This window comes from Streptomyces sp. NPDC046712 (assembly GCF_040645695.1).
Lineage (GTDB): Bacteria > Actinomycetota > Actinomycetes > Streptomycetales > Streptomycetaceae > Streptomyces.
In genome coordinates this window covers 69,545-87,587 of sequence record NZ_JBEYYW010000034.1, presented here as the reverse complement: position 1 = coordinate 87,587, position 18,043 = coordinate 69,545, and the positions used below count along the sequence as shown (strand labels likewise).

16 protein-coding genes are annotated in these 18,043 nt (G+C 71.7%); 9 read left to right on the top strand and 7 right to left on the bottom strand.

Features of this window, described 5'->3' with window-relative positions; translation table 11 throughout:
• Positions 1–55: 55 nt before the first annotated feature.
• The 5 genes from ABZ939_RS32395 to ABZ939_RS32375 form a co-directional block, all read right to left on the bottom strand.
• Positions 56–3,214 (bottom strand): efflux RND transporter permease subunit, encoded by a 3,159-nt coding sequence (locus ABZ939_RS32395; protein ID WP_361863227.1) that lies wholly within the window; start codon positions 3,212–3,214, stop codon positions 56–58.
• Positions 3,215–3,371: 157 nt separating this feature from the next.
• Positions 3,372–4,064: a response regulator transcription factor gene (locus tag ABZ939_RS32390; RefSeq protein WP_361863224.1), complete on the bottom strand. Its 693-nt coding sequence runs from the start codon at positions 4,062–4,064 to the stop codon at positions 3,372–3,374.
• Positions 4,061–5,296, bottom strand: a complete 1,236-nt coding sequence (locus ABZ939_RS32385; protein ID WP_361863221.1) for a sensor histidine kinase — start codon at positions 5,294–5,296, stop codon at positions 4,061–4,063. Before ABZ939_RS32385 ends, ABZ939_RS32390 begins: the two co-directional genes overlap by 4 nt.
• 85 nt (positions 5,297–5,381) lie before the next feature.
• On the bottom strand, positions 5,382–5,660 hold the full coding sequence (locus tag ABZ939_RS32380) for a hypothetical protein (protein WP_361863218.1): 279 nt from the start codon (positions 5,658–5,660) through the stop codon (positions 5,382–5,384).
• A gap of 12 nt (positions 5,661–5,672) precedes the next feature.
• Positions 5,673–6,476: a PspA/IM30 family protein gene (locus ABZ939_RS32375; protein ID WP_361863215.1), complete on the bottom strand. Its 804-nt coding sequence runs from the start codon at positions 6,474–6,476 to the stop codon at positions 5,673–5,675.
• Between the two features lie 269 nt (positions 6,477–6,745).
• Here ABZ939_RS32375 and ABZ939_RS32370 point away from each other — a divergent pair, with 269 nt between their 5' ends.
• The 4 genes from ABZ939_RS32370 (at position 6,746) to ABZ939_RS32355 (ending at position 11,198) form a co-directional block, all read left to right on the top strand.
• Positions 6,746–7,342 (top strand): DUF3043 domain-containing protein, encoded by a 597-nt coding sequence (locus ABZ939_RS32370; RefSeq protein ID WP_361863213.1) that lies wholly within the window; start codon positions 6,746–6,748, stop codon positions 7,340–7,342.
• A gap of 80 nt (positions 7,343–7,422) precedes the next feature.
• Positions 7,423–8,157 carry a methyltransferase domain-containing protein gene (locus ABZ939_RS32365; protein WP_361863245.1) on the top strand — a complete coding sequence of 245 codons (735 nt, stop codon included), beginning with the start codon at positions 7,423–7,425 and terminating at the stop codon, positions 8,155–8,157.
• Positions 8,158–8,277: 120 nt separating this feature from the next.
• Positions 8,278–10,050, top strand: a complete 1,773-nt coding sequence (locus tag ABZ939_RS32360) for an ABC transporter ATP-binding protein (RefSeq protein WP_361863210.1) — start codon at positions 8,278–8,280, stop codon at positions 10,048–10,050.
• Between the two features lie 89 nt (positions 10,051–10,139).
• A complete protein-coding gene (locus ABZ939_RS32355; RefSeq protein ID WP_361863207.1) occupies positions 10,140–11,198 on the top strand; it encodes a trypsin-like peptidase domain-containing protein in 1,059 nt (352 codons plus the stop codon).
• A 45-nt stretch (positions 11,199–11,243) separates the two neighbouring features.
• On the opposite strand, the gene ABZ939_RS32350 is transcribed toward ABZ939_RS32355, so the two are convergent.
• A complete protein-coding gene (locus tag ABZ939_RS32350) occupies positions 11,244–11,447 on the bottom strand; it encodes a hypothetical protein (RefSeq protein WP_361863204.1) in 204 nt (67 codons plus the stop codon).
• A gap of 91 nt (positions 11,448–11,538) precedes the next feature.
• On the opposite strand from ABZ939_RS32350, the gene ABZ939_RS32345 reads away from it, so the two are divergent.
• From ABZ939_RS32345 to ABZ939_RS32330, 4 genes are all read left to right on the top strand, one after another.
• Positions 11,539–12,744, top strand: a complete 1,206-nt coding sequence (locus ABZ939_RS32345; RefSeq protein ID WP_361863201.1) for a bifunctional adenosylcobinamide kinase/adenosylcobinamide-phosphate guanylyltransferase — start codon at positions 11,539–11,541, stop codon at positions 12,742–12,744.
• A gap of 42 nt (positions 12,745–12,786) precedes the next feature.
• A complete protein-coding gene (cobT, locus tag ABZ939_RS32340) occupies positions 12,787–13,875 on the top strand; it encodes a nicotinate-nucleotide--dimethylbenzimidazole phosphoribosyltransferase (RefSeq protein WP_361863198.1) in 1,089 nt (362 codons plus the stop codon).
• A 111-nt stretch (positions 13,876–13,986) separates the two neighbouring features.
• Complete coding sequence (locus tag ABZ939_RS32335; protein WP_361863196.1) at positions 13,987–15,747, top strand: phosphatidylglycerol lysyltransferase domain-containing protein; 1,761 nt, start codon at positions 13,987–13,989, stop codon at positions 15,745–15,747.
• Positions 15,744–16,466 (top strand): hypothetical protein, encoded by a 723-nt coding sequence (locus ABZ939_RS32330; RefSeq protein ID WP_361863193.1) that lies wholly within the window; start codon positions 15,744–15,746, stop codon positions 16,464–16,466. The genes ABZ939_RS32335 and ABZ939_RS32330 overlap by 4 nt, the downstream gene beginning before the upstream one ends.
• On the opposite strand, the gene ABZ939_RS32325 is transcribed toward ABZ939_RS32330, so the two are convergent.
• Positions 16,394–17,173, bottom strand: a complete 780-nt coding sequence (locus ABZ939_RS32325; RefSeq protein ID WP_361863191.1) for a hypothetical protein — start codon at positions 17,171–17,173, stop codon at positions 16,394–16,396. The genes ABZ939_RS32330 and ABZ939_RS32325 overlap by 73 nt on opposite strands.
• A 67-nt stretch (positions 17,174–17,240) precedes the next feature.
• On the opposite strand from ABZ939_RS32325, the gene cobS reads away from it, so the two are divergent.
• Positions 17,241–18,005 (top strand): adenosylcobinamide-GDP ribazoletransferase, encoded by a 765-nt coding sequence (gene cobS, locus ABZ939_RS32320; protein WP_361863188.1) that lies wholly within the window; start codon positions 17,241–17,243, stop codon positions 18,003–18,005.
• The last annotated feature ends 38 nt before the right edge of the window (positions 18,006–18,043 follow it).

Here is an 18,043-nt window from a genome sequence, read left to right as displayed (position 1 = left end):
CCCGGCTCGGCACCGTCGGTGCCGAGCCGGGCCTCCGTGGGGCGCCCTGGGGGCGTCAGATGTCCAGCGCGTCCAGCTTGTCCAGCAGCGTCGCGTCCGCGGGGGTCACGTCCGGCTGCTCGGGGTTGTCCAGCGTGCCGTCCCGCTTCTTCGCCCGCTTCGCCGCCTTCTTCTTCGCGCGGCGCTCCTTGCGGAGTTCCACCATCGCGTAGAGCGTCGGGACCAGCAGCAGCGTCAGCAGCGTCGAGGTGATCAGGCCGCCGATCACCACCACCGCCAGCGGCTGGGCGATGAAGCCGCCCTCGCCGGTGATGCCGAGTGCCATCGGGAGCAGCGCGAAGATCGTCGCCAGTGCCGTCATCAGGATCGGGCGCAGACGGTGGCGGCCACCCTCGACGACCGCCTCGACGACCCCCAGGCCCTGCGCCCGGTACTGGTTGATCAGGTCGATCAGGACGATCGCGTTGGTGACCACGATGCCGATCAGCATCAGCATGCCGATCATCGCCGGGACACCCATCGCCGTCCCCGTCGCCACGAGCAGACCGATCGCGCCGGTCGCCGCGAACGGGATCGAGACCAGCAGGATCAGCGGCTGCACCAGCGACTTGAAGGTCGCCACCAGGAGCATGAAGACGATCGCGATGGCCGCGAGCATCGCCAGGCCCAGGTTGACGAACGCCTCGGACTGGTCCTCGGAGACACCGCCGATGGAGGCCGTCGCGCCCTCCGGCAGGTCGAGGGCGTCGATCTTCTTCTGGAGCTCGGCGCTGACCGCGCCGGTGTTGTCACCGGTCGGCTTGGCCGTGATCGTCGCCGCGCGCGCACCGTCGATCCGGGTCATCGAGACCGGGCCGGGGACCAGCTTCACCTCGGCGATGTCGCCGAGCTTGACCGGACCCAGCGGCAGCTTCTTGAGGCCGTCCATCGTCGTGGCCGGGTTCGCCGAGGTCAGGACGACGTTCCGCTCGGTGTCGTCGAGGATCGCCTTGCCGGCGGGGGTGCCACGGACCGCCTGGGCGACGGCCATGCCGAGCGTCGTGTCGTCGAAGCCGAGGTCCGCCGCCTTCGCGTTGGCCTTGACGGAGATCCGCGGCACGGACTGCGACAGGTCGCTCTGGACGTCGGTGACGTCGTCGAGTTCCGCGACCTCGGCCTTGACCGCCTCGGACGCCTTCTTCAGGATGTCCGCGTCGGAGGCCTTGACCACGACGCTCAGGTCCTGGCTGCCGAAGCCGTCGCCGGCCGCGATCGTCGTGTCGCCGATGCCGTCGAGCTTGCCGAGGGCCTCGCCGATGGCGTCGCGCGTCTTCTCGTAGGACGCCGAGTCCTCCAGGGTCAGCTGGTACGAGGCCTGGTTGGCGCCCGTGCCGCCGCCGAAGGCGGCCATGAAGCCCGAGGAACCGACCGTGACCTGGTAGTTCTTCACGCCGTCGGTGGAGGAGAGGACCTTCTCCACCTTCTTCGCGGCCTCGTCGGCCGCCGCGAGGCTGGTGCCAGGGGCCAGCTCCTGCTTGATGCTCATGACCTCCTGCTCGCCCTGGTCGAAGAAGTTGGTCTTCAGGAGCGGGGCCATGCCGAAGGTGCCGACCAGGACGACGATCGCGATCGCCACGCTGGTGAGGCGGCGCCGGGTAGCGAAGCGCAGGACGGGTACGTACAGGCGCTGGAGGCGGCTCTTGTTCTCCTTCTCCTCGGCGAGGCGCCGGGCCTCGTCCGGGTCCGCCGACGTGCCCTTGGGGGCGCGCAGGAACCAGTACGAGAGAACCGGGACGACGGTGAGGGAGACCAGGAGCGAGGCGAGCAGCGCGGCGGTGACGGTCAGGCTGAACGAGCCGAACAGCTCGCCGACCATGCCGCCGACCAGACCGATCGGCAGGAAGACCGCGACCGTGGTGAGGGTCGAGGAGGTCACGGCGCCCGCGACCTCGCGGACCGCCGTGAGGATCGCCGACTGGCGCTCCTCGCCGTAGCCGAGGTGCCGCTTGATGTTCTCCAGGACCACGATCGAGTCGTCGACGACCCGGCCGATGGCGATGGTGAGGGCGCCCAGGGTCAGCATGTTGAGCGAGAGGTCACGGGTCCACAGCACGATCAGCGCGAGGACCACCGAGAGCGGGATGGAGACCGCGGTGACCAGCGTGGAGCGGATCGAGGCCAGGAAGACCAGGATCACGAGGACGGCCATGACGAGGCCGAGCGCGCCCTCGGTCGTGAGACCGGAGATCGACTTGGAGACGGCCGGGCCCTGGTCGGAGACGACGGTCAGCTCGGCGCCCGCGCCGAGGTCCTTGCGGAGCTCGGGCAGCTTGTCCTTGACCGCCTCGGAGATGGCGACGGCGCTGCCGTCGTTGTCCATCGTGGCCAGGACGGCGAGGCTCGGCTTGCCGTTCGTACGGGTGATGGAGACCCGGGAGGACTCCTCCTGCTTCACCGTGGTCACGTCGCCGACGCGGACGGCCTTGCCCTGCTCGGGCTTGATGCGCAGGTCCTGGATCTGCTGGAGGGAGGTGAAGCCACCGCCGACCTGGACCGTACGGCTCTTGCCGGCCTCGGAGAACGAGCCGGCCGGCACCGTTGCGCCGCCCGTCTGAAGGGCCTGGGCGAGCTTCATGGTGTTCAGCCCGGCCGCCGCGAGCTTCTTCTCGTCGGGGGTCACGGAGACCTGGAGGTCCTGGACGCCGTCGATGGAGACCTGGCCGACGCCGTCGATGTCCTCGAGGGCCGGGACGACCGTGCGCTCCAGCTGGTCGGCGAGGGCCTGCTGGTCCTTGTCGGAGGTGACGGCGAGGACGACGGTCGGGATGTCGTCGGTGGAACCGGCGACGACCTGCGGGTCGACGTCGTCCGGGAGCATCGCGCGCGCCCGGTTCACGGCCTGCTGGACGTCGGCGACGAGCTGCTTGGTGCCCTCGTCGCCGTAGTCGAAGGTGGCCATGATGACGGCGTTGCCCTCGGAGGCCGTGGAGGTCACGCCCTTGATGCCGTCGACGGCCTTGATGGTGCTTTCGAGCGGTTCGACGACCTGCTTCTCGACCACGTCGGGCGAGGCGCCCTGGTAAGGGGCGAGGACCGAGACCATCGGAAGCTCGATCGAGGGCAGCAACTGCTGCTTCAGCTGCGGTATCGCTATCGCCCCGAAGACGATGGCGACGATGGACATCAGCCCGATCAGGGCCCGTTGCGCGAGGCTGAATCTGGACAGCCAGGACATGGGGTCTCTCTTCTGTGGCGTACTCGGCAGGCGGGCGCCAGGACGTTCCACAGGTGCCCGGTAACACCATCAGCCATGGGAAGCAGCGGATCCTCGGCCCCCGGGTCCAATTCCTTATCCCGCGCATACCGCGTCTGGAGTACGCCGGAGTACTCCCTCACTCCACCCTTGGACGTACCAGACCGGATTCGTACGCCGTGACCACCAGCTGGGCGCGGTCGCGGGCGCCGAGTTTGGCCATGGTCCGGTTGACATGGGTCTTGACCGTGAGGGGGCTGACCTCGAGGCGTTCGGCGATCTCGTCGTTGGAGAGGCCGCCGGCGACGAGGACGAGGACCTCGCGTTCACGGGTGGTGAGGGCGGCGAGCCGCTCGGAGTACGCCGGTGAGTCCTGGCCGTTCTCCGGGTCCGAACTTCCGCCCTGCGCAAGGAACTTGGCGATCAGACCCTTGGTCGCGACGGGCGAGAGCAGGGCCTCGCCGGCGGCGGCGATACGGATCGCGTTGAGCAGTTCCTCCGGTTCCGCCCCCTTGCCGAGGAAGCCGGAGGCGCCGGCGCGGAGCGACTGCACGACGTACTCGTCGACCTCGAAGGTGGTCAGCATGACGATCCGTACGGCAGACAGCTCCGGGTCGGCGGTGATCAGGCGGGTGGCGGCGAGTCCGTCCGTGCCGGGCATCCGGATGTCCATCAGGACGACGTCGGCGCGCGTGGACCGGGCCAGGGCGACGGCCTCGGCCCCGTCGGCGGCCTCGGCCACCACCTCCATGTCCGGCTCGGAATCCACGAGCACCTTGAAGGCGCTGCGGAGCAGGGCCTGGTCGTCGGCGAGCAGCACCCGGATCGTCATGTGTCCTCCCCCGTACGGGCCGTGGCGGCCGTCACGGGCAGTATCGCCTGGACCCGGAAGCCTCCGCCGTAGCGGGGTGCTGCGGTCAGCCTGCCGCCGAGCGCGGTGACGCGTTCCCGCATGCCGAGCAGTCCGTGCCCGCCGGTGTCGGCGGGCGGCGCCTGCTGCGGCACTCCGTTGTCGAGGACGGTGATCTCCACGGTCCGGCCGACCCGGACGACGCTCACCTCGGCCTTCGCGTCCGGCCCCGCGTGCTTCTGCACATTGGTCAGCGCCTCCTGGATGATCCGGTACGCGGCGAGGTCGACGGCGGCCGGCAGGTCGGCGTCCTCGTCCGCGCGGGCCAGTTCGACGGGGAGGCCCGCGTTGCGGAAGGTGGCGAGCAGCTCGTCGAGGACGGCGAGGCCGGGGGCGGGTTCGGTGGGCGCCTCGGGGTCGCCGGACTGGCGCAGCAGACCGACGGTGGCGCGCAGCTCGTTCAGGGCGGAGCGGCTGGCCTCGCGGACGTGGGCGAGGGCCTCCTTGGCCTGGTCGGGGCGCTTGTCCATGACGTGGGCGGCGACCCCGGCCTGGACGTTGACCAGGGCGATGTGATGGGCGACGACGTCGTGGAGGTCGCGGGCGATCCGGAGGCGTTCCTCGGCGACCCGGCGCCGGGCCTCCTCGTCGCGGGTCCGTTCCGCCCGCTCGGCCCGCTCGCGGATGGCGTCGACGAAGGCGCGGCGGCTGCGGACGGCGTCGCCGGCGGCCGCGGCCATGCCGGTCCAGGCGAAGACGCCGAGGTTCTCCTGGGCGTACCAGGGGGTGGGCCCGAAGAGCATCGCGGCGCCCGTCAGCACGGCCATGGTGAGCAGTCCGACGCGCCAGGTGGTGGGGCGGTCGGTGCGGGCGGCGACGGTGTAGAGCGCGATCACGGCGCTCATGGCGACGGGGGCCGGGCGGTCGTCGGCGATCAGCTCGAGGAGGGCGACCCCACCGGTGAAGGCGAGGACGGCGAGCGGGTCGCGCCGGCGCAGGACGAGGGCGGCGGCGCCGAGCACCATCAGGAGGACGCTGGTGCCGTCGGGGGTGCGGTCGCCGAAGGTGGGGCCGTTCGGGCTGCCATGGGGGTCCGCGAAGGACCCGGTGACCATGCAGGCGAGTGCACCGAGGGCGAGGCCGGCGTCGAAGGCGAGGGGGTGCGCCCGGAGCCAGCGCCGACCCCGCGAGAAACCGCTGTCGAGGGAGGTCACAGGCAGCAACGGTACGGGGTGCCGGACACGGCAGCGCCCCGCTTCCCCTGGGAGGGAGGCGGGGCGCTGCCGTTCGTCGGAGGCGTCAGCCCGGGATCAGACCGTCGTCGGAGAGCATCTCGCGGACCTCTTCGAGCGTCGCGTCCGGAGACGGAAGGATCAGTTCGGAGGGTTCGAGCGTGTCGTCGGGGAGCGGCTCGCCGAGTTCGCGGACCTTGTCGAGGAGTTGCGTGAGCGTGCGGCGGAAGCCGGCGTCGTCCCCCGACTCCATCTCCGCGAGCAGCTCGTCGTCCAGCTTGTTCAGCTCGGCGAGGTGGCTGTCGGCCAGCGTCAGCTGGCCCTCCCCCATGATCCTCACGATCATGACGCGCCGTCCTTACTGCTTGTCGAACCTCGGGGTGGAGGACTGCTGACCCTGGGCCTGGTCCTGCTGCGTGCCCGTACCGCCCTCGATCGCCTGCTTCGAGGCCGAGGGGCCGCCCGCCAGCTCCGCCTTCATCCGCTGGAGCTCCAGCTCGACGTCCGTACCGCCGGACAGCCGGTCCAGCTCCGCCTGGATGTCGTCCTTGGCGAGGCCCGACTGGTCGTCGAGCGCGCCCGAGGCGAGCAGCTCGTCGATCGCGCCGGCCCTGGCCTGCAGCTGGGCCGTCTTGTCCTCGGCGCGCTGGATCGCCACGCCGACGTCGCTCATCTCCTCCGAGATGCCGGAGAAGGACTCGGCGATCCGGGTCTGTGCCTGGGCTGCCGTGTAGGTCGCCTTGATCGTCTCCTTCTTCGTACGGAAGGCGTCGACCTTGGCCTGGAGTCGCTGCGCGGCCAGCGTGAGCTTCTCCTCCTCGCCCTGCAGCGTCTGGTGCTGCACCTCGAGGTCGCTCACCTGCTGCTGCAGCGCCGCCCGCCGGGACAGCGCCTCGCGCGCCAGGTCCTCACGGCCGAGGGCCAGCGCCTTGCGGCCCTGGTCCTCCAGCTTGGAGGACTGACCCTGGAGCTGGTTCAGCTGCAGTTCGAGCCGCTTGCGCGAGGTCGCCACGTCGGCGACGCCCCGCCGGACCTTCTGCAGGAGCTCCAGCTGCTTCTGGTAGGAGTAATCGAGGGTCTCGCGCGGATCCTCGGCCCGGTCGAGGGCCTTGTTTGCCTTCGCGCGGAAGATCATCCCCATACGCTTCATGACACCGCTCATGGGCTTCGCGCGCCCCCTTCTGACGGACTCGGCTCAAGCACTCCAACAGGATCCACAGTACGGTCCCTGCCTCCATTACCGCACTGTTCGGGGCCGGATGTGCTCCTCCCCAAGGACGAGTACGTACGGGCTCTCTCAGGCCCAGGGAGTAGATGGACCTCAGGGAAACCGTGCGTGTCGTCCGTACGTACCCCCACAGACGCAGGCCGATACCGGATCGTTCCCGGCCGGACTGGGGTCCACACCCCCCACCACGTACCCTGGGGTTTGTGTTCCGTAGCCGTTCGAAGGAAGAGAAGGCCCCCACCGACAAGGTGACGGCGGACCTCTCCAAGCAGCCCCGCGACCCCGAGGCCCCCAAGGGCCGCCCGACACCGAAGCGGAGTGAGGCCCAGACGCAGCGCCGTCGCGCCGCGACGGTGCCGACCGACCGCAAGGAGGCCGCCAAGCGCCAGCGCGAGGCGCGCCGCACCGACCTGGCCCGTCAGCGCGAGGCGCTGGCCAGCGGTGACGAGCGTTATCTGCCGGCCCGCGACAAGGGTCCGGTCCGCCGCTTCGTGCGCGACTTCGTCGACTCCCGCTTCGCCATCGCGGAGTTCTTCCTCCCGATGGCCGTGGTGATCCTCGTCCTGTCGATGATCCGTGTCCCGGCGCTGCAGAACATCTCGCTGCTGCTCTGGCTCGGTGTGATCGTCATGATCGTCATCGACTCGATCGGCATCTGGCTCCGTCTGAAGAAGCAGCTGAACGAGCGCTTCCCGAACGAGCCGAAGCGGGGTGCCGTGGCCTACGGCCTGATGCGTACGCTCCAGATGCGCCGACTGCGGCTGCCGAAGCCGCAGGTCAAGCGCGGAGAGCGGCCCTGAGCGGGGACGGCTCCGGTTCCGGTGCGGGCGGCGGTCCGCTGCTGCCCGCCACCTCCCCGTGGCCGAGCGGGTACGGCGGGCTGCGCGAGACCGTCCGTCAGGAGCTCATCGCGCGCCAGCTCGACGAGCAGATAGCCGGCCGCTACCCGGTGGGGCAGCGGCTGCGGATCCTCGACGCGGGCATGGGGCAGGGCACCCAGGCGCTGCGGCTGGCCCGGGCCGGTCACACGGTGACCGGTCTGGAGGCCGATCCCGAGCTGCTCAAGGCCGCCCGGGACTCGCTGGCCACCGAACCGGCCGGGATCCGTGAGCGGGTCCGGCTGATCGAGGGCGACGGCCGCGAGACCGGTGTCCACTTCCTGCCGGGCAGCTTCGACGTGGTGCTCTGCCACGGTGTCCTGATGTACGCGGACGAGCCGGACGCCCTGCTCGCGGGTCTCGCCCGGATGCTGGCGCCCGGGGGTCTGCTCTCCCTGGTCGTACGGAACGCGGACGCGCTGGCCATGCGGCCGGGTCTGGCCGGGGACTGGTCGGGCGCGCTGACCGGCTTCGAGTCGGACACGTACACCGACGACAACGGCTTCAAGGTGCGGGCCGACCGGCTCGACGCGCTGACGTCGACGCTGGCGGGGATCGCCGCGCCGCTGCACGCCTGGTACGGCGTGCGGGTCTTCACCGACGGCATGGCCGGCGACGTGGGGCTGCCGGCCGCCGAGGAGCTGGAGCGGCTGCTCGCCGCCGAGGACCGCGCCGGCCGGACGGAACCGTACCGCCGGATCGCGGCGCTCCTGCACCTGTGCGGCGTCCGGGGCTAGGGCCTGTCCGACCCTGATCCGCCGGACAGGCCCTAGCTCTCCCGCGTCCGGCCCGGGCGTCCTTCTCGAAGGGGTGCCGGGCCGGTCAGGTGGGACGGCCCGTTTCGCGTCCTCACCCCCGTGAGCACCGACACCCCTGCCGCCACCGCCGCCCCCGCCGTACCCGCGCGTGAGGTGTGGCGCGCCCTGTACGCGCATTTCCGGCCGCATCGCTGGACCGTCGCACTCGGCGCCCTCTTCGCCCTGGTCGGCGCCGCCGGCGGGCTCGCGCAGCCGCTCGCCGCGAAGGAACTCGTCGAGCGGCTCGGCGAGGACGGGTCGATCGCCGGGATCCTGCTCCTCCTGACCGCCCTCGTCGTGTTCGGCACGGCGGTCGAGTCGCTCGGCGCGTACATCCTCGAGCGGACGGCCGAGTCCGTCGTGCTCGCCGCGCGCCGGACCCTGATCGGCCGGCTGCTGCGCCTGCGGCTGCCCGAGGTGGAGAAGACCCAGCCGGGCGATCTGATGTCCCGTGTCACCTCCGACACGACCCTGCTGCGCGCCGTCACCACCCAGTCGGTGGTGTCCGCCGCGACCGGTGGTCTCGCCTTCGTGGCGACCCTCGCGCTGATGGCGTGGATGGATCCCGTCCTGTTCGGGGTCACGCTGGGGGTGATCGTGCTGATCGGCAGCGCGTTCGCCTTCGTGATGCCGAGGATCTCCCGGGCGACGCGGCGTTCCCAGGAGGCGGTCGGCGAGATCTCCACGGTCCTGGAGCGGGCCTTCGGGGCCTTCCGCACGATCAAGGCGTCGGGCGCCGAGGAGCGGGAGACCGCGGTCGTGGAGGCGGCGGCGAAGGAGGCCTGGCGGCACGGGGTCCGCTCCGCCAAGTGGCAGTCGGTGGCCGGCTCCTCGATCGGTCTGGCCGTCCAGGTGTCGTTCCTCGCGGTGCTCGGGATCGGCGGCGCCCGCGTCGCGTCCGGGGCGATATCCGTGTCCTCGCTCATCGCCTTCCTGCTCTTTCTCTTCTATCTGATCGAGCCCGTCTCCAAGCTGGTCGAGGCGGCGACGCAGTACCAGGTGGGCTCGGCGGCGATCGGCCGCATCCTGGAGGCCGAGCGCCTGGAGACGGAGGAGCTGGGCGCCCCCGCGGCTGCTCCGGCCGACGGCCGACCGGCCTCCGTCGTCTTCGAGGACGTCTCCTTCCGCTATCGCGACGATCTGCCCGACGTCCACCGCGGTGTCTCCTTCACCGTGCCGGGCGCCGGCATGACCGCCTTCGTCGGCCCTTCGGGCGCGGGCAAGACGACCGTGTTCGGGCTGATCGAGCGGTTCTACGAGCCCGGCGGCGGCCGGGTCCTCATCGACGGCAAGGACGTACGGGACTGGTCGCTGCCGGATCTGCGGGCGGCGATCGGATACGTGGAGCAGGACGCCCCCGTCCTCTCGGGAACGCTGCGCGAGAACCTGGTGTTCGCCTCGCCGGAGGCGACCGAGGACGAGATCCGGGACGTGCTCGTACGGGCCAGGCTGGACGCGCTGGTCGAGCGGCTGCCGGACGGCCTGGAGACGGTCGTCGGCCATCGCGGCTCCAAGCTCTCGGGCGGTGAGCGGCAGCGGGTGGCCATCGCCCGCGCGCTGCTGCGCAAGCCCCGGCTGCTGCTCCTGGACGAGGCGACCTCGCAGCTGGACGCGGTGAACGAGCTGGCGCTGCGGGACGTGGTCGCGGAGGCGGCCCGTGAGGTGACGGTCCTCGTGGTGGCGCACCGGCTGTCGACGGTGACGCTGGCGGACCGGATCGTGGTGATGGAGTCGGGGCGGGTACGGGCGGTGGGGACCCACGGCGAGCTGGTGGCGGGAGACGAGCTGTACGCGGAGCTCGCGGCGACGCAGTTCCTGTCCTCGCAGCCGTGACGCCTGCCGTGCGGGGGCGCCTGTCGACGGCCCCCTGATCGGCGGCGCCCGCCGGGCCGACATACAGGGGCGAACGTGATACTCCGGTCATGGACGTATCCCGTGCCCGACGCCTTCTGCTCCCTCTGACGGCCGCCGCCTGCACGGTCGCCCTGGTCGGTGGCTGCTCCTTCGGGCCCGCGCCGCGCGGGGAGCGCTCCACGCAGGCCGCCGCACCACTCGCCGCGAACGAGCTGGAGGACGACTACCGGGCCGTCATCAAGGACGTCCTGCCGTCGGTCGTCCAGATCGACGCCGTGGACAGCCTGGGCTCGGGGATCATCTACGACGGCAAGGGCCACATCGTCACCAACGCGCACGTGATCGGCGAGGAGCAGAACTTCACGGTCACGGCGGCGACGGGCAAGGAGCCGATGGCCGCGAAGCTGGTCGCCACCTACCCCGAGCAGGATCTGGCCGTCATCAGGCTGAACTCCGTGCCGGCCGGACTGAAACCGGCCAGGTTCGGCGACTCGGCCAAGGTCGACGTGGGGCAGATCGTCCTGGCGATGGGCTCCCCGCTGGGTCTGTCGGGCAGCGTCACCCAGGGCATCGTCTCGGCGACCGGCCGCACGGTGAGCGAGGGCCGCACGGGCGGGGGTACGGGGGCGACCATCCCGAACATGGTGCAGACCTCGGCCGCGATCAACCCGGGCAACAGCGGGGGCGCGCTGGTCAACCTGGACGGCGAGGTCATCGGCATCCCGACGCTGGCGGCGTCGGACCCGGAGCTGGGTGGCGGCTCGGCGGCGGGGATCGGCTTCGCGATCCCGGCGTCGATGGTGAAGACGGTCGCCGCGCAGATCGTCAAGGACGGCAGGGTGACGGACTCGGGCCGGGCGGCCCTCGGCATCACGGGCCGGACGGTGCTCGACGACGACTACGAACCGGCCGGGGTCGCCGTGGTGGAGGCACCGGCGGACGGGCCGGCGGGCAAGGCGGGCCTGAAGGCGGGGGACGTGATCACCCGGCTCGGCGACGCGGAGATCACGACGATCACGTCGCTCTCGGAGGCGCTCGCGGCGATGAAGCCGGGCGACAAGGTGACGGTGACGTACGAGCGCGCGGGCCGCGCGGACAAGGTGGAGGTCACGCTCGGGGAGATCTGACCTCGGCGGCCCCGGGCCCGCGGAGCCCGGGGCCGCCCGGGCGCTCTACGCCTCCGCGTTCAGGGACATCGTGTAGATCTTGGTGTCGTCCTCGAAGAGCGAGGCCTGGTCCGCGCCGCCCTCCAGGAGGTCCTTCCAGACCTCACCGATCCAGGATTCGGCGTCGCCCTGGGTCGTCCACTCTTCCGGTTCCACCGCGGGAGCGGTCTCCGTGCCGTCGGACTTCTCGAACCGCCACGTCCATGCCATGTCCGCCTCCTGGGGCTCACCGGATGATCGGTTTCCTGCCCGCAGCGTAGCCGGGCGCGCACCCCTCGCGGTGACGCGGGAGGATCAATGGGTGGAACTGACTCTGCTCGGCACCGGCGCCCCCCTCGGGCTCCCCCGCCCCGACTGCCCCTGCGCCGTGTGCGCGACGTCTCGTGGTGACCGGGCGCGGGCCGCCACCGCGCTGCTCGTGGACGAGGCGCTGCTGCTCGATCTGACGCCTGGGGCCGCGCTGGCCGCCGCCCGCGCCGGGCATTCCCTGGTCGGCGTGCGGCAGGTGCTCCTGACCCATCCGCACGACGGACCCGCCGTGGAGGTGCCGGCCGGGCTGCCGTCCGCGGGGCGGGTGCCGGACGGCCGGGAGTTGACGCTGATCAGCGGGCACCGGGTGCGGGCCGTGTCCATGGACTCCCCCGGTACGGGGTACGAGGTGACGTCGCCGGAGGGCGAGCGGCTGCTCTATCTGCCGCCGGGCGGCTCCGCCGCCGGTCTCCCCGACCATCAGAGCCGTCCGTACGACATGGTCGTCGCGGACGTCACGGGCCGGCCGGACGCACTGGCCCGGCTGCGGGCGACCGGGGCGGTCGGCGCGAGCACCGATGTGATCGCCGTCCACCTCGACCACGACGTGCCGAACGGCCCGGAGCTGGACCGGCGGCTCGCGGCGGCCGGGGCGCGGACGGTGCCGGACGGTACGACCCTGTATGTCGGCGAGTACCACGACGTGCCCGACGTCCCGCGCCGCACGCTGGTGACCGGCGGGGCCCGGTCGGGCAAGTCGGTGGAGGCCGAGAGGCGCCTGGAGACCTTCCCCGAGGTGCTGTACGTGGCGACCGGCGGGACCCGGGAGGGCGACCCGGAGTGGGCGCAGCGGGTGGCCCTGCACCGGGACCGGCGGCCCGGTTCCTGGCGTACCGCCGAGACCTGCGATCTTGTGCCGCTCCTCGAAGCGGCGGACGGCCCCGCGCTGCTGATCGACTGTCTGTCGCTGTGGCTGACGGACGCCATGGACCAGGTGGGGGCCTGGGACGACGAGCGGTGGGTGAGCGGCGGTCAGGAGGCGCTGCGGGAGCGGGTCGGCGAGCTGGTCGCGGCGGTGCGGGCCACGTCCCGTACGGTCGTCGCCGTCACCAACGAGGTGGGCTCGGGGGTCGTGCCGGCCACGGCGGCGGGGCGGCGCTACCGGGACGAGCTGGGCCGGCTGAACGCGGCCTTCGGGGACGAGTGCGAGCAGGTGCTTCTCGTCGTCGCGGGACAGGCTCTGGTGCTGCGCGGGTAGGGTGCGATCACCTGGCCACCGCCGACGTCACAAGGAAGAGCCTTGAACCTGGACGACTTCTCCGATCTGATCGAGCGCCCCGACGGCGGGGTGCGGCGTGACGCCGAGGAACGACGGGAGCGGCTGATCGTTCCGCCGGGCGCGCTCGGCCGGCTCGACGAACTCGGCGAGTGGCTCTCGGCGGCGCAGGGGTCGGTCAAGGTGCGGGCGATCGAGCAGCCGCGGGTGGTGCTCTTCGCGGGCGATCACGGGGTGGCCTCGCTCGGGGTGTCCGGCCGTCCGGCCGGGACCGCGTACGAGCTGGTCCGCTCGGTGCTCGACGGCGCGAGGCCGGTGGCGGTGCTCGCCCGCAGCGCGAACGTTCCGGTGCGGGTGGTGGACGCCGGTCTGGACTGCGATCCGGAGCTGCTGCCGGCCGAGGTGGTACGGCACCGGGTGCGGCGCGGCAGCGGCCGGATCGACATCGAGAACGCGCTGACCACGGAGGAGACCGAGGCGGCGGTACGCCTGGGCATGGCGATCGCCGACGAGGAGGCCGACTCGGGCACCGATCTGGTCGTGCTGGGCGATCTGAGCGTGGGCGGGACGACGCCGGCCTCGACCCTGATCGCCGCGCTGTGCGGGACGGACGCCTCGGTGGTCACCGGCCGGGGTGGCGCCGGGATCGACGATCTGGCGTGGATGCGCAAGTGCGCGGCGGTCCGGGACTCGCTGCGGCGCGCCCGGCCGGTCCTGGGCGACCAGATGGAGCTGCTCGCGGCGGTCGGCGGGGCGGACCTGGCGGCGATGACGGGCTTCCTGCTGCAGAGCGCGGTGCGCCGGATGCCGGTGATCCTGGACGGTGTGGTGGGGGCGGCCTGCGCTCTGGTGGCGCAGCGGGCCGCGTTCCGGGCGCCGGACTGGTGGCTGGCGGGTCAGGTCAGCGGTGAGCCGGCGCAGGCGAAGGCGCTGGACCGGATGGCGCTCAACCCGCTGCTCGACCACGGCGTCACTGTGGGAGAGGGAACCGGGGCCATGCTCGCTCTTCCCCTCGTCCAGGCCGCGGCGGCGCTCGCCGCCGAGCTGCCCGAGCAGCCGGAACTGACCATTCCGGAAGATGCCGGGGCGGACTCCCCGGACGAGGAGAGCTAGAAGGATCGTGGCGCCGGAGGCGGTCCCTCCCCCCAGGACTTCGTCCTGACGCGCGGACGACCGCCTCCGGCGCCCGGCCATGGCAAGCGATGCCCCATATGATCGCTTTTCATGGGAGAGGTCCGTTTGTCCACCGAAGGAACACCCCGGGGCACCACCCGTTCGCGACGCAGCGCCGCGTTCGCCGTCTGGTACCTGCGCGCGGTCACATTCATCAACTTCCTGAGCGCCGTGTGGGTCTCACTCGGCCAGGACCTCCGCAGGCACAACACGGACAACTACTTCACTCCGTACATGCTGACCGCGGGCTTCGCCTCGGGTGTCTTCACGCTCTTCCTGGCGATCACCATGCGCCGCCGCAAGCGCGCCGCGTGGATCCTCAACATCGTCCTCAGCGGGCTCTTCCTGTTGCTCTTCGCCTTCGCGATGGTCTTCCCCGAGATCCGGCAGCACGCCCAGAACTGGATCTCGCTCGTCCTGACCACGGCGTTCGTCGTCGCTCTGATCCTCGGCCGCAAGGAGTTCTACGCGAAGGGCGACCGCTCCAACCCGATGCTCGCCGCCGCCGTGGCGGTCGGCGGGCTGCTGGTCACCTCGCTGCTCGCCGCCGTGCTCGTCACCGTCACCAACACCTCCACCGGCGCCTCCACCTTCCTGGAGCGCTGGCGGTACGGCGTGATGCGGCTGGTCACGCTGGCCGCCGACGACTCGCGCTTCGACGGGATCGCCACCCCGGGCTGGGTCGACGTCACCATCAACGTCCTGTCCACGCTGCTGCTGTTCGCCGTGCTCTTCGCCGCCTTCCGCTCACGCCGGGCCGTCGACCCGCTGACGGCGGAGGACGAGGAGAGGCTGCGGCTGCTGCTCGACAAGCACGGCGACCGCGACTCGCTCGGCTACTTCGCGCTGCGCCGTGAGAAGAGCGTGGTGTGGTCCCCCAGTGAGAAGGCCGCCGTCGCCTACCGGGTGGTCGGCGGGGTCTCGCTCGCCTCCGGGGACCCGATCGGCGATCCCGAGGCCTGGCCCGGGGCGATCGAGCCGTGGCTGGCCGAGGCCCGCGAGCACGGCTGGGTCCCGGCCGTCATGGGCGCGAGCGAGGAGGGCGGCACCATCTACGCCCGGCACGGCCTGGACGCCCTGGAACTGGGCGACGAAGCGATCGTGGAGACCGACGAGTTCACCCTCGACGGCCGGGCCATGCGCACGGTGCGGCAGGCCTTCAACCGGGTCAAGCGGGCCGGGTACGAGGTGCGGATCCGGCGCCACGAGGACATCCCCGCCGACGAGATGGACGTACTGCTCCGCAAGGCCGACGACTGGCGCGACGGGGCCACCGAACGGGGCTTCTCGATGGCGCTCGGCCGGCTCGGGGACCCGCAGGACGGGCGGTGCGTGATGCTGGAGTGCACCGACGAGCAAGGCGAGCTGCGGGCGGTGCTCTCCTTCGTGCCCTGGGGCCCCAAGGGCCTCTCACTGGACCTGATGCGCCGTGACCGGGACTCCGAGAACGGGCTGATGGAGTTCATGGTCATCGAACTCCTGCAGCGCGCCAAGGAGATCGGGATCACTCAGGTGTCGCTCAACTTCGCCATGTTCCGCTCCGTCTTCGAACGTGGCTCGAAGCTCGGGGCGGGACCCGTGCTGCGCATGTGGCGTTCGCTGCTCAGCTTCTTCTCCCGCTGGTGGCAGATCGAGTCGCTGTACCGCGCCAACGCCAAGTACCGACCGATCTGGGAGCCCCGTTTCATGCTCTTCGAGAAGAGCGCCGACCTGCTGCGCATCGGCCTCGCCGCGGGCCGCGCCGAGGGCTTCCTGGAGGCCCCCGGTCTGCCGAAGTGGCTGCACCGCAAGCACCTGGAGGGCCGGCGTTGAGGTCCGCCGTCCGGGACTTCGCACGCCGCGAGTGGGGCCCGCTGTTCACCGCCGTACGGACCGCGCTCGTCACGCGAAGGTGGCGAGCGATCCCGATGACGCTGGGCGCCGTCTGCCTCACCGCGCTCTTCCAGCTCGTCCAGAACCAGGAATGGGGCTATCAGCCGGTCCAGAACATCGGCTCGGTGCGGGCCGAGGACCCGCTCTGGCTCGCCCTGCTGCGGACCCCGCTCTCGCTCTTCGTCCCGGCGCTCGACCTGCCGGTGTGGGGCGCGCTGGCGCAGATCCTGCTGGTGTTCGGGATCGCCGAGATCTGTCTGGGGCGGTGGCGCACGCTCACCCTCGCGTATCTGGCGACGCTGGCCGGGACGCTGTACGCGCGCGTGGGCATCGCGCTCGGGCCCGACCATCCGCTCGGGCTGCCCGCCTCGGACGCGCAGGTCGTCGACACCGGCCCCTCGGCGGCGGTGGTCGGCCTCGCCGTCTACGTCTGTTGGCGCTTCCGGGCCCGGTGGACCGGGACGCTCGTGGTCGTCGCGATGGTCGTGGAGGTGCTGATCAAGAGCAACCTGGCGGGCAAGGAGCATCTGGCGGCGATCGCGGCCGTGCTGGTGCTCGTGGCCGTCACGGCGTGGCTCGAGCGCCGTCAGCCGCCGTCGGGTCCCGAGCCGTGGTCGCGCCCCGGCACCCGTTCCTGGAAGCCGCCGATCAGGTCCTGACTCCGTCGGCGCACCCGGTCCCAGCGTCGGTCGTGCCGGTAGGTGCGCAGCCGGGAACGGGCCCGGGCCTTGGGGCGGCGTGAGTAGGCGCGCCGGGACCACCAGGAGCCGGGCCGGGCGAGCCGTACCGCTCCGACGATCGCCACGAACGGCACCAGGGTGCCGATGACAGCCATCCGGAACTTCCCCTTCACCAGGGTGACAAGGACGAACAGGAAGTTCACCAACAGGGTGAGGACGAAGAGGGCGCGGTTCTGGCGCTGTTCCTCGGTGAGTTCGTTGACACCGAGCGGCGAGAAGCCGCCGAGGACCAGCATCACCAGCGCGGCGGTCAGGATGACCACTTCGACGCTCTTGCGGCCCTGGTCGCTCCAGTAGACGTCGTCGAGGTGGAGGATCAGCGCGAACTCGTCGAGGACGAGTCCCACCCCAGCGCCGAAGACCGCCGCGAAGACGCAGGCGATGACCCCTTCCCTGCCGCTGGCGACCGCGCCGAAGCCGCCGACGACGGTGAGGACGACGCCCGGCACGACATGGTGGATGTGGACCCCGCCGGCGGACTCCACATTGCCGAACGGCCCCTTCCCCGCCCGGATCATCCGCACGATCATCCGCGTGACCAGGAAAGTCACCACGAAGGAGAACGTGGCGATGAGCAGCGGGAGCTTCCCGGGCTCGACGAAGTTGCGATAGAACCAGTGACCCATGCCACCTGCTTCCGATATGCGCGTGATGCGCAATTTACAAGAAAGTGCTCTGCCTTACGCTGCCCGGATGGACGGCCTGCGTTTCGCCTTCGGCACCCTCACCGTGCTCCCCGCCCGCATCACCCGCTGGGACCGGGACGCCGCGCGGGCCGGAATGCTCTGGGCCCCGCTCGCGGGTCTCGTCATAGGACTCTTCTCCGCCGCGGTCGGCGGCGTGTTGCTCCTCCTCGGCTCCGGCCCGCTGCTCGCGGCGGTGGCCACGGCGGCGGTCCCGGCGCTGATGACCAGGGGCCTGCACCTGGACGGGCTCGCGGACACGGCGGACGGGCTCGGCAGCGCGAAGCCGGCGGAGGACGCGCTGCGGATCATGAAGCAGTCGGACATCGGCCCGTTCGGTGTCATCGTGCTGCTCTTCACCCTGCTCGCCCAGGTCGCCGCGCTGTACCGGCTGTACGAGGAGGGCTGGGCGTACGGCACGGTCGCCGCCGCCCTCGCCGCCACGGTCGCCCGCCTCGCCCTCACCCACGCCTCCCGCCTGGGCGTCCCGGCGGCCCGCCCGGAGGGCCTGGGCGCGATGGTCGCCGCCACGGTCCCGGTCCGCGCCGCGGCCCTGGCCACGGCAGGCGTTCTGGTGGCCTGCGCCGCGGCGGGGGCGCTGTTCTCCCCGTACGACGCCCTGCGCCATGTCCTCGCGGCAGCGGCGGGGCTCGGCGCGGCGGCGCTGCTGCTGCGGCGGTGCGTGCGGAGGTTCGGCGGGGTGACGGGCGACGTGTTCGGCGCGGTGGAGGAGACGGCGGGCACGGTGGCGCTCGTCGCACTGACGCTGGGGTGATCGATTCGTGACGTGCCGGAGGGCAACCTCCCGCACAT